The organism is Pseudoalteromonas sp. SR43-5, assembly GCF_014163835.1.
GTDB lineage: Bacteria > Pseudomonadota > Gammaproteobacteria > Enterobacterales > Alteromonadaceae > Pseudoalteromonas > Pseudoalteromonas distincta.
In genome coordinates this window covers 77,966-92,136 of the sequence record NZ_JACJEA010000022.1, presented here as the reverse complement: position 1 = coordinate 92,136, position 14,171 = coordinate 77,966, and the positions used below count along the sequence as shown (strand labels likewise).

14 protein-coding genes are annotated in these 14,171 nt (G+C 39.1%); 2 read left to right on the top strand and 12 right to left on the bottom strand.

The window, feature by feature from the left end:
* Positions 1 to 160: 160 nt before the first annotated feature.
* The gene (gene glnB, locus H5090_RS14140) at positions 161 to 499 is read right to left on the bottom strand and encodes a nitrogen regulatory protein P-II (protein WP_002962211.1); all 339 of its coding nucleotides are present in this window, start codon (positions 497 to 499) and stop codon (positions 161 to 163) included.
* Positions 500 to 659: 160 nt separating this feature from the next.
* Here glnB and H5090_RS14135 point away from each other — a divergent pair, with 160 nt between their 5' ends.
* Positions 660 to 1,223 carry a GspH/FimT family pseudopilin gene (locus H5090_RS14135; protein ID WP_165723617.1) on the top strand — a complete coding sequence of 188 codons (564 nt, stop codon included), beginning with the start codon at positions 660 to 662 and terminating at the stop codon, positions 1,221 to 1,223.
* 79 nt (positions 1,224 to 1,302) lie between these two features.
* Complete coding sequence (locus H5090_RS14130) at positions 1,303 to 1,833, top strand: GspH/FimT family pseudopilin (RefSeq protein WP_182696015.1); 531 nt, start codon at positions 1,303 to 1,305, stop codon at positions 1,831 to 1,833.
* Between the two features lie 6 nt (positions 1,834 to 1,839).
* Here H5090_RS14130 and H5090_RS14125 read toward each other — a convergent pair whose 3' ends face one another.
* The 11 genes from H5090_RS14125 to ileS all read right to left on the bottom strand — a co-directional run bounded on the left by H5090_RS14125 (position 1,840) and on the right by ileS (position 14,171).
* Positions 1,840 to 2,256: a type IV pilin protein gene (locus tag H5090_RS14125; RefSeq protein ID WP_024596576.1), complete on the bottom strand. Its 417-nt coding sequence runs from the start codon at positions 2,254 to 2,256 to the stop codon at positions 1,840 to 1,842.
* 9 nt (positions 2,257 to 2,265) lie between these two features.
* Positions 2,266 to 5,484 carry a PilC/PilY family type IV pilus protein gene (locus H5090_RS14120; RefSeq protein ID WP_182696014.1) on the bottom strand — a complete coding sequence of 1,073 codons (3,219 nt, stop codon included), beginning with the start codon at positions 5,482 to 5,484 and terminating at the stop codon, positions 2,266 to 2,268.
* Position 5,485: 1 nt separating this feature from the next.
* On the bottom strand, positions 5,486 to 5,989 hold the full coding sequence (locus H5090_RS14115; protein ID WP_165723619.1) for a pilus assembly protein PilX: 504 nt from the start codon (positions 5,987 to 5,989) through the stop codon (positions 5,486 to 5,488).
* Positions 5,977 to 6,954 (bottom strand): PilW family protein, encoded by a 978-nt coding sequence (locus H5090_RS14110; protein ID WP_182696013.1) that lies wholly within the window; start codon positions 6,952 to 6,954, stop codon positions 5,977 to 5,979. Before H5090_RS14110 ends, H5090_RS14115 begins: the two co-directional genes overlap by 13 nt.
* Before the next feature lies 1 nt (position 6,955).
* Positions 6,956 to 7,516: a type IV pilus modification protein PilV gene (gene pilV, locus H5090_RS14105; protein WP_182696012.1), complete on the bottom strand. Its 561-nt coding sequence runs from the start codon at positions 7,514 to 7,516 to the stop codon at positions 6,956 to 6,958.
* A 185-nt stretch (positions 7,517 to 7,701) separates the two neighbouring features.
* Entirely contained in the window at positions 7,702 to 8,403 is a 702-nt protein-coding gene (locus tag H5090_RS14100; RefSeq protein WP_182696011.1) for a LytTR family DNA-binding domain-containing protein, read from the bottom strand.
* A complete protein-coding gene (locus H5090_RS14095; RefSeq protein ID WP_182696010.1) occupies positions 8,400 to 9,434 on the bottom strand; it encodes a sensor histidine kinase in 1,035 nt (344 codons plus the stop codon). The genes H5090_RS14100 and H5090_RS14095 overlap by 4 nt, the downstream gene beginning before the upstream one ends.
* Positions 9,435 to 9,463: 29 nt before the next feature.
* On the bottom strand, positions 9,464 to 10,393 hold the full coding sequence (ispH, locus tag H5090_RS14090; RefSeq protein WP_002958232.1) for a 4-hydroxy-3-methylbut-2-enyl diphosphate reductase: 930 nt from the start codon (positions 10,391 to 10,393) through the stop codon (positions 9,464 to 9,466).
* On the bottom strand, positions 10,393 to 10,833 hold the full coding sequence (gene fkpB / locus H5090_RS14085) for an FKBP-type peptidyl-prolyl cis-trans isomerase (protein WP_002958231.1): 441 nt from the start codon (positions 10,831 to 10,833) through the stop codon (positions 10,393 to 10,395). The genes ispH and fkpB overlap by 1 nt, the downstream gene beginning before the upstream one ends.
* Complete coding sequence (gene lspA, locus H5090_RS14080; protein ID WP_002958230.1) at positions 10,830 to 11,330, bottom strand: signal peptidase II; 501 nt, start codon at positions 11,328 to 11,330, stop codon at positions 10,830 to 10,832. The genes fkpB and lspA overlap by 4 nt, the downstream gene beginning before the upstream one ends.
* A gap of 12 nt (positions 11,331 to 11,342) precedes the next feature.
* On the bottom strand, positions 11,343 to 14,171 hold the full coding sequence (gene ileS / locus H5090_RS14075; RefSeq protein WP_182696009.1) for an isoleucine--tRNA ligase: 2,829 nt from the start codon (positions 14,169 to 14,171) through the stop codon (positions 11,343 to 11,345).

Sequence of the window (14,171 nt, the reverse complement as noted above, 5' to 3'; positions counted from 1 at the left end):
ACCAAGCGCACAGGGCGTGCATCTGTGAAAGTGTTATGGCAAGGATGGCTTAAGTTACAAGCCATCCTGGAAGGCTACGATTTAGCAAAATCTCTTGAGTCAGACTTGTGATCAAGAGACAGCTTACTAAAGCGCCTTTTAACTACATAGAAAAACAAGCTTAAATCGCTTCTTCATCTTCCTCTGCAGTACGAATACGTATTACACGCTCAACATCTGTGACAAATATTTTACCATCACCGATTTTTCCTGTTTGCGCCGTTTTTACAATAACTTCAATTGCACGGTCTACATCTTCATCAGTCAATACAATATCAAGTTTTACTTTAGGTAAAAAATCGACCATATACTCTGCGCCACGATATAGCTCTGTGTGACCTTTTTGACGTCCAAAGCCTTTAACTTCGCTTACCGTCATCCCCGTAATACCCACATCTGACAACGCTTCACGCACATCGTCTAACTTAAAAGGTTTGATAATTGCTTCTATTTTTTTCATATTAATTACTTTTGAAAGCTTCAGTTGCCTCGATTTTAGACAATCATAGTGTTCATAGCAAACAAAGCAATTGAATTACGGTGATAAAACAACCGATCGTGGTATAATTTATTATATAAAAATAGCTATACTTAAATGACTAGCAGTAAATGAGATTAATATGAAAAACAAACAAAACGGGTTCACCCTTTTAGAACTCATGGTAACCGTTGCTATCGTTGGCATTATTGCATCAATTGCGATTTGGAATAGCAGCGATATGCTAGAAGAAAATAGAGCTGAGAATTTTTTGTTGGAATTAAAAAGAAATATTAGCTACGCCCGTGCTCAAGCTGCAAGTACGGATGAAATTGTTATCATATGCCCTGCTCCTATAAGTAAAGTTGAGATTAATAGATACTTTAAATGTCAAAGTTCATGGGGGGAGGATTCAATCATAACTCTCTTTGTAGATACTAATAATAACGGAATATATAACTGGAAAGAAGATACTATTTTACGCACCATGGAGCAGATAAATAGTATAGACAAGGTTAAATTTACTGGTGATAGTAGCCTTCGCTTTAATACTAGTGGGCGCATTACAACAAACCTAAACACCAGCGGTAACTTTGCTGGCTTTGTATACTGCCCTAATAATGACAATGAAAACAATAAAGCGCTGAATGTATCAGTATCTGGTACTGCTTTCTACCTTGGTGACACCACTGAAAAGTGCGATTAAAAAACGTACAATTATATCTTGTCATATTTGTATCATTTACTAGACTGAGTTAATCATTTATTAACTCAGGTCTTCAAGGATGAGATTATCAATATCAAAAAGTAAGGGAGTAACACTTCTCGAATTAATGGTATCTATGGCTGTTGTCAGTATTATCAGCCAATTATCTATGTGGTTTTACCCAGATTTTTTAGCTAAAAACCGCTTAGATAACCACGTAAACCTCCTACACCGAAATATAAATTATGGCCGTTTATATGCCATTGAAAATACTACTTACGTCACGCTTTGTGCACTAAAAGACAGTCAATGTACAAAGGACGAGTGGAATGGCCAAATGTCACTCTTTATCGACAAAGATAAATCAACCTCGTTAGATGATGATGAACTACTCTTAAGTACTTTTGAGGAGATCCATGAAGCTGACAGTCTTAAATACCCTCGCAGCGCAATTACGTTTCGTCCTGATGGTTCTTTGAATAGTTTTCAAAATGGTACTTTTATATATTGCCCCAACAGCAATAAGGCCAACCTCGAGGGGTTGGCCTTATCAGTAAGTCAGACTGGCAGAATACGTATTAAATCAACTGATAAGTGCCAGAAGAAGTAATCTAGGCTATCGACCCCAGCAATAACCAATATCGGTGTCTCCTTTAGACCCTTTTGCACCTTTGAGACCAATATCAGTGATTGAAAGCTCTTTACAATCAGTATCTCCTTTTACAGCACCGTCTATAGGCTTAGCTGTAATAGTGAAGGTATTACTATCAACTACGCTGATAGATAGTTCAAAGTGACCATTTTCGGTTTTACTTTGTAGCCCTAAGTCAGTAAAGGATTGCGTATACTCACGATTATCTACAAAATATTGCTCCTCTTTGTTTGCAGCATCTAACAATGCTGCAGCAGCTTCAGCGCGCGAAGCACGCTTTACATATTCTGTATAATTGGGCAATGCAATTGAGGCAAGTATGCCTACAATTGCAACCGCTATCATCAGCTCAATTAAGGTAAACCCATGTTGTTTCTTCATTTAATTTCCTTAATTATTAACTTCGTCATTTTCTTCACGTTTATAGATATATGTTTGTTGAGTTTTAAAGCCAAACCCTACAGCATTGTCATTAACCAATACAACTTTACCATCAACAATTGTTAAGCCAGGGCCCTTTATCTCAACAGGCTTCATTGGGTTTTCAGCATTTTCACCTTTGATACCCGGCCCAATTAGATAAAACTGACTTTCTTGTGTTACGTCAACTGTTGGGTTGTCATCACACTTACCATCTCCATTACCATCTACGCATGAAGGGCCTTCGCCAAAGTATAACTGAGGTGTATCTGGTACATCATAGCTGGTTGTAAATTTAAGATCGTCATACACTTTCGTACCATAATGTAGGTGAAATGCGTATAAAGAACCACCACCACCACTTAGGGAACATTGGTTTTCAGTCGATGTATCTGATGCAGGTGTGAAACTTGTAAAATAAGCAACACCTCCAACAACTGTAGCAGCAGCTAGTGATTTTTCACCCGTTCCTAACTCATATCTCCAACCATTAAATTTAGCCAAGTCGACTTCTAAGTCAACAAAATCATCAACGTCATCTAGAGCATTACCAAATGGGTCTGAATTCATTTGCATCAAATCAGCAGGTACAATAGTATCCGGTGCATTCGTTTTATATGATTTAGTAACTGTATTTTCATCTCTGATCATAAACAGTTGATCTTTTTCATTGGTACCGGTTGGTTTTGAGCGGTTACCACTACCAATAACTATTGCATCATACGGCGTATCTAAGCGTGTTATAACGGTACTACCATCAACGGTTGTCTCGCTTACTTTACTATAAATGGTTCGTGCAACGAGTGGTTTGTAAAAAAAGCGTCTGTCCTCAGTTGCTTTATTACTGCCAAGCTCAGCTAATTTAAAGTGACTAAATTCACTAGTACTAGTGCCTGGCATATCTATACGCCAAATATCTCCACCAGTATCTGCCGCATAAATTCGGTCTATATATCCATCATAATCTGAGTCAAGCGTGGTAATATCTGCAGCAATACTATGCTTACCTTTAAAGCCATTAATATCGGGTGTTAATGCCCATACTCTTTTACCTGTTTCGGCTTCAACAATGTAAATACCTCGCCCTGTACTATCTTCACTTTTAATCACCGCATCTTTGTTTGTATCGTACCCAGCACCAAAAATTAATAAAGGCTTGTCACCAAATGCTTTAATGTAGGCTATTTGCGGTTTTGACCATGTTTGCGCAAGCTCTTTAAAATCACCTTTTCCGCCTTCTATTGGTGCGCTCCATAGTTTTTTAGGCTGATCGGGATTTGTTATATCCAGTGCGTAGTAGTTTTTACCACCTCGACGCATTCCTGCAAAAGCCCATACTTCATCATCACCACTCGCATCAATAATCCCGTCGTTTAAACCATCGCTATTTAAGTTTTTATTATTAAAATAAACGCTGATTGGTCCATCCATACCATATTTTTTACCCGTTTCTTTGTTGCGCAGCGGTTGGATAATACTGTACAGATCTGAGGGTATAAATGCCCAGCTTTCAGATACTTCATTATTTGTATCATCGTCTTTAAACATATGCAAAAAGCCAGCATTGGTACCAATAAGAATACGAATATCATCATTACCGTAATCAAGCGCAACAGGCTTTGAATGCAGAGGATCACCAAAAATATCATCTCTTTGATCCGTGGTATCGTTATCGTTATCTTCATCATCAACATCAATACCCATAGCCCATTTAATATCTGAACTAGATAAGCTAATTGGGTTATTAGTTATTAAATCAAGAATGTCACTAACAATCGATGTAGTAAATCGTACTATATCGCCTTGTTTATCTGTATATAGTGTTCTTCGTTCTTCTGCGTTGGTTCCTGTTAAGGTACTTAGTTGATAATTAACGCCACCTTGTGCTACTAAGTTCCCATCTGCTGACTTACCATCAGGAAGCCAAAATGTTTTTGCATCAGTGTCTATCAAACCATTAGAATCAAGCGCTACATTGCCTGTTGAATCAACTATGTTACTACCCGATACCTTTAACTTTTTTAAGTTACCGCCCCAGCGGGTATTTGTCTCTGGATAAAACATTGCAAAATAAATAGCATCTCGACTACGGGTTTGATCTACGTTGTTACTAGCAACGGACGGCGATGAAAAGCTATCATTTACTTCACGAATACGAGAAATTGCACTGTTTAATGATTCAGAAAGCTCATCTGGCGTACTTGCGGGCAAGTTTTCACCACCACCTAAAGAAGCGGCCCTACGTAAAAGCTCTTGTCCACTCGCGCTCATACCAGAGCCAAAACCGATAGTATATAAACGGCCTGTTTCATGAATATCGGGAGTCGACGGGTATAAATCAACAGTAGTATCACTTGTACCATGAATAATTTTAGCCATTTGGTGTAGGTAACTACTGTAGTAACTATCCGTATTCCAGTTTAATCCTTCCCCAAAGTACTTCTCATGCTCTGCACTAATTTGGCTGTCACTATCATTATCACCAGATGGGTCGCCATCGGTCATATAAATGATATTTATCGAGTTGTCGCAGCGCTTAGCCTCAGCGGTGCTATCTGCAAAAGGTGATATATAGGTATAATTCGTTTCAGGTACATAATATGTATTACATACCTGATAGCGATTTCGTCCCCGACCAGCCCAGTAACAATATTGATTTTCAACTTGGACAGTAGAGGAACTTTCTACACTCGTATCACGCTCTATTATTGAAGCTTCAAGCCCGTACTGAACTCCTTGCCCAGTAATATATAAATAAGCTTCCCAAAGAGTTTCTGTTAAAGGGGTCCCCCCAGCAGCAGGTAAAGCAGCAAGTGAATTTCGTATAATTGTAGAATCTTTACCAACTCCATTAACTATATAACCACCGTCTGTGGCTTTAAAGCGCATTAAACCAAAGTCGATAGTATCTTCGTTATCGGTAATAACTTTATTCATCGCAAACTGTGCTGCAGCTAATCGACTATCAGAACATAAAACCCAACCTCCACTCGGATATTGCCCACAATTACTACCTGTACTTGATGAAAAAGCCATGCTTCCTGATGTATCAAAAATCAGTAATACTCGAGGTTTTTCTTCAACATCCACATCATGATTAACATAAAGCTCTATATCTTCAGCATAAACTGACGCACTTATTGTTAAGCCAAGTAAAGAGGCTAGCACTTTGTTTAATTTAAATTTCATCTTAAATCCCCTTACTTACGCTAGCCATTTCTTGTGCTACACCTGTAACAATGGTTAGTTCATGCTTACTTTTAGAGCCATATTCTATTGTCGTGGCGACCTGTAACATATTGCACGATATACCTGCAGTAAAATTAAAGCGTCGAGGACACTCTAGGTCAAGCGCACCTTTATTTAGATTAACCATTTTGCTTTGCATACCATCATGTGTTGCGATCACCATGCCTTCTTTATCAGAGGCTGCAATCGAAGTGACTTCATCTGGACTCAAAAAAAACTGATTATTCGCACCTTTATTTGCTTCATCAGAAATCATGCGCTGTACTTCGCCAATAAGTTCATTTTCGGCCACTTCACGCTCTTGCGCTGCATTGGTAATTTTAATATCAATACTACTACTGCTCATAAGGGTCACCGCTATACCCGTCACTGCAATTACCATTATTAGAGCAGTGATCAGTACTACACCCTGCTGCTTTTTCTGTGATTGTTTTAAATACGCCATAAATTTGATCCAACATTATTTAATCGAATAGTCGTGGTAAACACTGTGCGTCTGAAACTATCTGTGAATTTCAATTCACGCTTGTCTTCATCTTCACCTAATATGTAAGTTTGGTTTTTAATTTTAACCCCAGGGTCTGGCTCCAATGCGCGTATTAATAAAAATACCTGTACTGTTAAAATACCCTTTCGATTTTCCCAATCAGTGTGCTCCATACTTTTAATACTTCGGTATGTATCTACACGATTGTCGCTGTTTGTATCGAGACCAAAAACAAACCGCATGTTTTCGACACCTTCCATAATAGTTTCTGTGGTGATATTCCCACCAACTAAGCGCTTTCTCATTAATGCAGGTACAGTTAGGTTCTTGTTATTTACTTTATATGTTTGCTCTGAAATATAATAAACATGATGGCTATACGGCCAAATAGAGGCATTAACAGAACTTCCTGTAATTTCACCTCGCTTGAATTGGGCTCTCTCTTGCTCCGCTATGAAATAGTTTTCACTCGTTTGAGTCTCACCTTCAGTTAATTGATCACCTTGTAAAAACTTTAACTGAATAATATCGGTACCTTTTACTGGACTCGTTACGCAGTTTAGTTCTTTTGAAGCATCTGCAACCTTCGCATAAATAGTTCTAAAGTTACTCGCAGTTGCCAAATCAGGAAAACTACCGTTATTTAGTCCTTCAAAACAGTCATTTAGCGGGTTTGATAATGCTTCTGTGTTTACCGAAGTAAAAGAATCATCATAATAAGTGCCCCAAAAGCCAATTTGTTCAATATCACGTTGCATTATGTTAATTGCAAGGCGTCCTGATTCTTGAAGTTCACCAATAGTCATTGTATCTTTAGTGGTTACTTTCATACCTATATAGGTAAACATAACGCCGCCTAAAATTAACCCACCAATAAATAATGAAATCATCATTTCTACAAGTGTAAAACCTTTTTGCTTCATGTTAGCTCCTAAGGTAAATATAACTAGTTAAAACAACTAAACGGCGCTTTTTATCAGCCGTTCCACACTTGATGTCTCCAGTCGTACTATTTGCATTAAACTCTTGACGCCCTTGCCAAGATACAACGACCTCTAAATTAAATGCTTTACCACCTGTACCTGCAACTGCAGTAGCCGCAATACATACAGTTGCGTCATCTAAAGAGCCTGTGTTTTCCCTTGCTTTTATAGCTCTTTTCCATTGCTCAAGGTCTAGGGCTGCAACTTGCGCTGCGCTACAAGTGCTTGTAAAACACGTCTGTGAGGTTTTAGTTGAGGCTTCGCTATTAAATGTTTGGGTATATAGGCTAACTATTTGCGGGGTATCGTTAGCACGGATACGCTGCACAATATCATTACCAAGTGCAACTGCAGCAGCACGCTGCATAGAATCAAAGCTTGCTTGCTTTGCTTTTGCTTGCAAAGCAACTGCGCCTAAAAGGCCAAAACTAAGAATAATAAATGCAATTAGCACTTCAATCAGAGTGAAGCCTCTTTGCACTTTTACGTGAGGTGATTGCATAATAAAACCAAATAAAAATTATCTGATTTTAAGTTTATGTTATTTATTTGAGGAATCAATGAGGACTAAGACAAGCGGTTATATTTGTTGATAAACGGTTAATTAAACCTGTTTATTCAATAACACCGTTGATAATTAAGACTCAAATGTATTTAAATCAGGGGGAAGTTAATTGCAAGGTAAGCCTAAAGCGAATTTTTTACTAATTTAAGTTCACGGCGGCTCACTGGCAATAACTCACAGCCCCCTTGTAGCTCAATCATATGATTACCATTCGCTTTTGAATGCAAAGCAATTACTTTTTGTCTATTAACCAATGTATTGCGGTGAATTCGCAAAATATGTGTAGGATATTGTGACTCTAATTGTTTTAGACTTTGTTCAAGTAAAGCTTCTCCACCACAGAATATCATTTTGGTATACTTTTCTTCTGCACTAAAGTACAAAACATCATTTATATCAACACTACGTAGAGTACCAGCTAGCTGATAAGAGATTTTTGCATTTTGTTGTTTCTGAATATGTACTTTATTTAAGCGCCCAACTTGCTTAAGCACCTTTTGCAATGATTGCTCTGAAATAGGTTTAACTAAATAACCTGCAGCGCTTAATTGTAAAGCATCGAAGGCATGCTCAGGGTGAGCAGTTATAAAAACAATAGCAGGAGGTAGAGTTAAACTATTGAGCTCATTAGCAACTTGTAAACCATTCATACCAGGCATATCAACATCTAAAAAAATCAAATCCGGCGTTTGCTTTTTAGCCAGTACTAGGGCTTCATTACCATTACTTGCCTCGCCTTGTACAACTATGCTTTTATCATGTGCCAACAAACGAATTAAGCGCGATCTCGCAAGAGGTTCATCATCAACAATGAGTACGTTCATACACTGCCCTCAATTAGCTTAGGAATAACGACCTTGACCCTAAACACATCATTTTTATTAGTAATTGTTAGCTGCGCTTTATTTTTATAATAAATATTTAATCGCTGGCGAATATTTTCAAGCGCCATGCCGTTATTAGGCCTAGTTTGAGCATTAGAAATTGTTATAGGGTTAGAAACAATCATGGTTATATAGCCGGTAGTAATATGTAGCTCTACTTTTATTTCTGCACCATGCTCACTTGTTTCAACACCGTGGCATACTGCATTTTCAATTAATGGCTGCAGGGTTAAACAAGGAATACTCAATGCAGGTAGTTCATTAGGTATTTGCCAATCAACGCTTAAGCGATTACCGAAACGCCATGTTTCAAGTGCTATATATTGCTTACTCAGCGTTATTTCATCGTCAAGAGATACATTTTTTCCTGAGTGCATTGCAGCCTGCGATAAGGCGGCTAATGCTAAAATAGCCTGCTCTGCCGCATCGGCATCATGATGAGTAAGCTCTGCAGCAGTGTTTAAACTATTATATAAAAAATGAGGACGTATTCTAGCTTGCAAGGCATCAAGCTCAGCTCGAGAAAGCGCTTTAGTTTGCTGCTCTTTCTCAAAATGAATTAATAAAAATTGGACGAATAAAGCCGCCAGCAAAGCCACTATAATGCAATTGCGAAGTGTGAAATAAATTAAGTTATCTGTATCATCTATATCAAAAGCAAAATGGGAAAATAAAATACTAAAAATGCATGTAGATAATAAAAAAAAGATAAAAAACAAACTTAATTGAAAAGTTTGAGTGCGCGTTTGTAAGAAAAATCTACAAAAGTATAAAGAAGAGGTACCGACTAAAACAATTAAATGTAAAAATAAACTAATGATCCCAAGTCGAAGCCAAATATCGCCTTCTACATTGGGTGCAAAGGCTAAAACAATAGCAATAACTTGAGAAACGATAAGCGAAGCTAATACGCCTCGCTCATTAAAAAGAGCCGAAAAAAGCAAACCATCATTTTTTAGTGACTTGCTCATAACGACTCTCCTATAATCTAAATTTTAAATTAACGTAGCTCTACAGGAACAGCAAATACAATATTCTCTTCTTCGCCTGGGTTTTCAACAACCTGCGTACCACCAAGATCTTTTAATCGGCTTATAACTTGTTGTACAAGCACTTCTGGCGCAGATGCACCCGCAGTTACACCCACTGATTTAGAACCTGAAACCCACTGCTCTTGCACATCAGTTGCGTCATCAATTAAATAAGCAACAGTGCCCATTTTATCTGCAAGTTCACGTAAGCGATTAGAGTTAGAGCTGTTTTTAGCGCCAACAACTAATAGCACATCAACTTTGTCAGCTAAGTCACGAACAGCATCCTGACGATTTTGCGTTGCATAACAAATATCATCTTTACGAGGTCCGTCAATTGATGGAAACTTATTGCGTAGTGCATCAATAACATCAGCAGTATCGTCAACTGATAAAGTCGTTTGACTACAGTAAAAAAGATTTTCAGCATTTTTTACATTAAGCGCAACAACATCATCAACGGTTTCAACAAGATAAATACCACCGTCTGAGTTATCATATTGTCCCATTGTTCCCTCTACTTCAGGGTGACCATGATGTCCAATTAAAATACACTCAATACCTTTGCGACTCGCACGTGTAACTTCCATATGCACTTTAGTTACAAGCGGACACGTTGCATCAAATACTTTTAAATCACGACGTTTAGCCTCGCTGCGAACCGCTTGCGATACGCCATGTGCGCTAAAAATAACAATACTGTCGTCAGGTACTTGATCAAGCTCTTCAACAAATACCGCACCACGGCTTTTTAGTCCATCAACCACATAGCGGTTATGTACTACTTCGTGGCGAACATAAATTGGCTTTTCAAAAATATCTAAAGCGCGCTCAACAATACTAATAGCACGGTCAACACCAGCGCAAAAGCCGCGAGGATTAGCTAGTAATATTTCCATTAACCTTCCACCTCAATAATATCAACTTCAAAGGTTAAACGCTGGCCAGATAAAGGGTGATTAAAATCAATCGTTACCGACTCACCTTGCACTTCGCGAACTAAACCAGGAAGCTCAGTGCCATCAGGTTGAGTAAACGCAATAATTGCACCTACCTTAGCTGGTGTTTCTGGACCAAACTTACTACGGTCAACGTAGTAAATATTATCTGGGTTTGGTTGACCAAAAGCATCTTCAGGTTCTAATTCAAACGTTTTACTTTCGCCTGCAGTTAAACCTAATAAACACTTTTCGAAGTTTGCCGTTAAGCTGCCATCACCCATTGTTAATTTAGCAGGTTTGTTGTGCACCTTGGTAGAATCAGCGGCAGAGCCATCTTCTAATTTAATAGAAAAATGGAAAATAACTTGCGAGTTTTCACCAATTACAGCTTGGCTCATGCTTTATGCTCCTTTGGACTCTCGCCGGTGAAGGCGTCAAATAACAATAATGCTGCGCCAATACAAATAGCGCAATCGGCAATATTGAATACAGGAAAATGTGAGTCTTTATAAAAAACGTGAATAAAGTCGATTACATAACCATACGCAATACGATCGTATAAATTACCAATAGCGCCAGCAAGTACCAATGCATAAGCACCGCATAGTACTTTATTTGTAGCAGGTAAGCGTTTTAGCCACCATACAAGCAAAGCACTAATAGCAACGGCAATTGCACTTAAAAACCAACGCTGCCAACCACCCGCTTCACTTAAAAAGCTATAAGCAGCACCATAGTTATGTACATAAGTAATACTAAAAACAGGGAGTAAGTTTATAGACTCTTGATAAGCCATAGTCCCTACAACAAGTGTTTTACTGGCAAAGTCTATTACTAAAAGTAATAGACTCAACCAAAGCCACACTAAACCACTTTTTTGGGCTAGTTTGCTCACTAAGAATAACTCCTAAGCGAATTGACGCTTTTCACCTTCGCCGTCAACATTACTTACACAACGACCACAAATTTCAGGATGAGCAGGCTCAACGCCTACATCTTCGCTGTAATGCCAACAACGCTCACATTTAGCAGCATCTGTTGCAGCAACGCTAATGAACAAACCTTCAATCTCGGTAGCTTGTGTATCTACAGGCCGGCTATCAACTTCAGTAACATTCACGGCTGATGTTAACAATACAAAACGCAGTTCATCACCAAGCGCGTTTAATTTAGCGGCAAGCTCTTTACCCGTAAATAAATTCACCGTTGCTTGAAGTGTTGCACCAATGACTTCTTCTTTACGTGCAGCTTCTAATAAGCGGTTTACTTCGTCACGTACAGTTAAAATCTCTAACCAATCATCGTTACTAAATTGGCTATTTGTTGGTGCTTGTAAGCCATCGTACCAAACTGATGTAAATACGTAGTCACTACGCTCACCCGGTAACGCTTCCCAAATTTCTTGTGCGGTAAAGCTCATAATAGGTGCCATCCAACGCGTCATTGCTTCTGCAATATGATAAAGCGCAGTTTGACAAGAACGACGTGCATGGCTATCACTCTTAGCTGTATATTGACGATCTTTAATAACATCTAAATAGAACGAGCCAAGCTCACCCGTACAGAAGTTCATTAGCTTTTGAGTTACTAATAGCATTTGGTAGCTGTCGTATGCGGCTAAAATCTCGTCTTGCAACTGAGCTGCGCGACCAACAATCCACTTATCAAGCTCAACCATATCATCAACAGCTACTTGATCTGTTTCTGGGTTAAAACCATTTAGGTTAGCAAGCAAGTAACGGCTGGTGTTACGAATACGGCGGTAACGATCGGCTGAGCGTTTAAATATTTCATCCGACACAGTCATTTCTGCCGTGTAATCGGTAGAAGCCACCCACAAACGTAGAATGTCAGCACCTAGTTTATTCATCACATTTTGTGGTGAAATAACATTACCTAGTGACTTAGACATTTTGCGGCCGTTTTCATCAACAGTAAAACCATGAGTCAATACTTGGCGGTATGGCGCATGGCCATTAATAGCAACAGATGTCATCATTGATGACATAAACCAACCACGGTGCTGATCAGAACCTTCAAGGTATAAGTCAGCTGGACCAACCAGGTCTTCACGTGCATCTACTACACAAGCGTGTGACACACCTGAGTCAAACCATACATCTAGCGTATCTTGCACTTTCATGTATTGCTTGGCGTCTTCTTCACCAAGTAAAGTAGCTGGTTCTAAATCGTACCATGCTTGAATACCAGACTTTTCAACAAGCTCTGCTGCTTGAGCAATTAACTCTTGTGTATTTGGGTGAAGTGCACCGGTGTCTTTATCAACGAACAATGCAATAGGAACGCCCCAAGTACGCTGGCGAGAAATACACCAATCTGGGCGGCTTTCAACCATGTTAGAAATACGGCTTTCGCCCCACTCTGGTAACCACTGCGTGTTTTTAATCTCAGCAAGAGAATCTTGACGTAAGTTAGCCTGATCCATACTTACAAACCATTGTGGTGTAGCACGGAAAATGATTGGTGTTTTATGACGCCAGCAATGTGGGTAACTATGCGTAAGCGCATGGTGATGCATAAGCGCACCACGCTCTTTTAACACTTCAATTACGCTCGCATTCGCCTTAAATACATGCTGACCTGCAAAAAGTTCGGTATCTGGTAAATAAACACCATTTGCACCAACAGGGTTAGCCACTTCAAGGTTGTAATTTAAACCAGCCACGAAATCTTCTTGACCATGGCCTGGGGCGGTATGTACAACACCAGTACCTGAATCAGTAGTTACGTGTTCTGCAACAATCACTGGTACATTAAAATCATAAAAAGGATGGGCTACTTGCAAGTTTTCAAGCGCTGCACCTTTTACATACCCTAGTACGTGAAAGTGATTAAAACCAAAACGGTCCATAGCATCTTTAACAAGCTCAGAACCTAAAATTAGACGTTGTTGTACGCCTTCATCTTCAACCTGTACTAACGCATACTCTAAATCGGCATGCACAGCCACAGCGCGGTTTGCAGGAAGCGTCCACGGTGTTGTTGTCCAAATAACAGTACCAACACTGCCTTCACCTTTATGACCATCAGCCAGATCAAAGGCACTAACAACAGCATCTTGATCAACAAATGTAAAACGCACATCTATTGCTGGAGACTGCTTATCTTGGTATTCAACTTCTGCTTCTGCTAATGCAGAGCCACAGTCTGTACACCAATGCACAGGCTTGGCGCCTTTATGCAAATGACCTTTTTCAATAATTCGACCAAGCACACGAATTGCATTCGCTTCAAAGTCAAAGTTCATTGTTAAATATGGCTTATCCCAATCTGCAAATACGCCTAAACGTTTAAAATCAACTTTTTGACCTTCAACTTGTTTTTTAGCGTATGCACGGCATTTTTCACGAAACTCACTCGCAGTAACTTTTACACCCGGCTTGCCTACTTTTTTCTCAACCATTAACTCGATTGGTAAACCATGACAATCCCAACCTGGAACTAATGGTGAATCAAAGTCAGATAATGTTTTAGACTTAACAATAATATCTTTTAATATTTTATTAACTGAGTGGCCTAAATGGATATCGCCATTTGCATACGGAGGGCCGTCATGCAAAATAAAGGTTTTTTTACCTTTCTTAGCGCTGCGAATTTGACCATAAAGGTCGTCCTCATACCATGCTTTAAGCATTTTTGGTTCACGTTGTGCCAAATTGCCACGCATTGGAAACGGTGTTTCCGGTAAGTTCAAAGTATGTTTATAGTCGCTCAT

Bases quoted from the DNA above. Each gene is read 5' to 3' on its own strand.
- H5090_RS14120 (WP_182696014.1), bottom strand. From the start codon at position 5,484: ATGAAATTTAAATTAAACAAAGTGCTAGCCTCTTTACTTGGCTTAACA.
- H5090_RS14135 (WP_165723617.1), top strand. From the start codon at position 660: ATGAAAAACAAACAAAACGGGTTCACCCTTTTAGAACTCATGGTAACC.
- ispH (WP_002958232.1), bottom strand. From the start codon at position 10,393: ATGGAAATATTACTAGCTAATCCTCGCGGCTTTTGCGCTGGTGTTGAC.
- glnB (WP_002962211.1), bottom strand. From the start codon at position 499: ATGAAAAAAATAGAAGCAATTATCAAACCTTTTAAGTTAGACGATGTG.
- H5090_RS14125 (WP_024596576.1), bottom strand. From the start codon at position 2,256: ATGAAGAAACAACATGGGTTTACCTTAATTGAGCTGATGATAGCGGTT.
- H5090_RS14095 (WP_182696010.1), bottom strand. From the start codon at position 9,434: ATGAGCAAGTCACTAAAAAATGATGGTTTGCTTTTTTCGGCTCTTTTT.
- H5090_RS14100 (WP_182696011.1), bottom strand. From the start codon at position 8,403: ATGAACGTACTCATTGTTGATGATGAACCTCTTGCGAGATCGCGCTTA.
- fkpB (WP_002958231.1), bottom strand. From the start codon at position 10,833: ATGAGCCAAGCTGTAATTGGTGAAAACTCGCAAGTTATTTTCCATTTT.
- H5090_RS14115 (WP_165723619.1), bottom strand. From the start codon at position 5,989: ATGGCGTATTTAAAACAATCACAGAAAAAGCAGCAGGGTGTAGTACTG.
- H5090_RS14130 (WP_182696015.1), top strand. From the start codon at position 1,303: ATGAGATTATCAATATCAAAAAGTAAGGGAGTAACACTTCTCGAATTA.
- pilV (WP_182696012.1), bottom strand. From the start codon at position 7,516: ATGCAATCACCTCACGTAAAAGTGCAAAGAGGCTTCACTCTGATTGAA.
- ileS (WP_182696009.1), bottom strand. From the start codon at position 14,171: ATGAGCGACTATAAACATACTTTGAACTTACCGGAAACACCGTTTCCA.
- H5090_RS14110 (WP_182696013.1), bottom strand. From the start codon at position 6,954: ATGAAGCAAAAAGGTTTTACACTTGTAGAAATGATGATTTCATTATTT.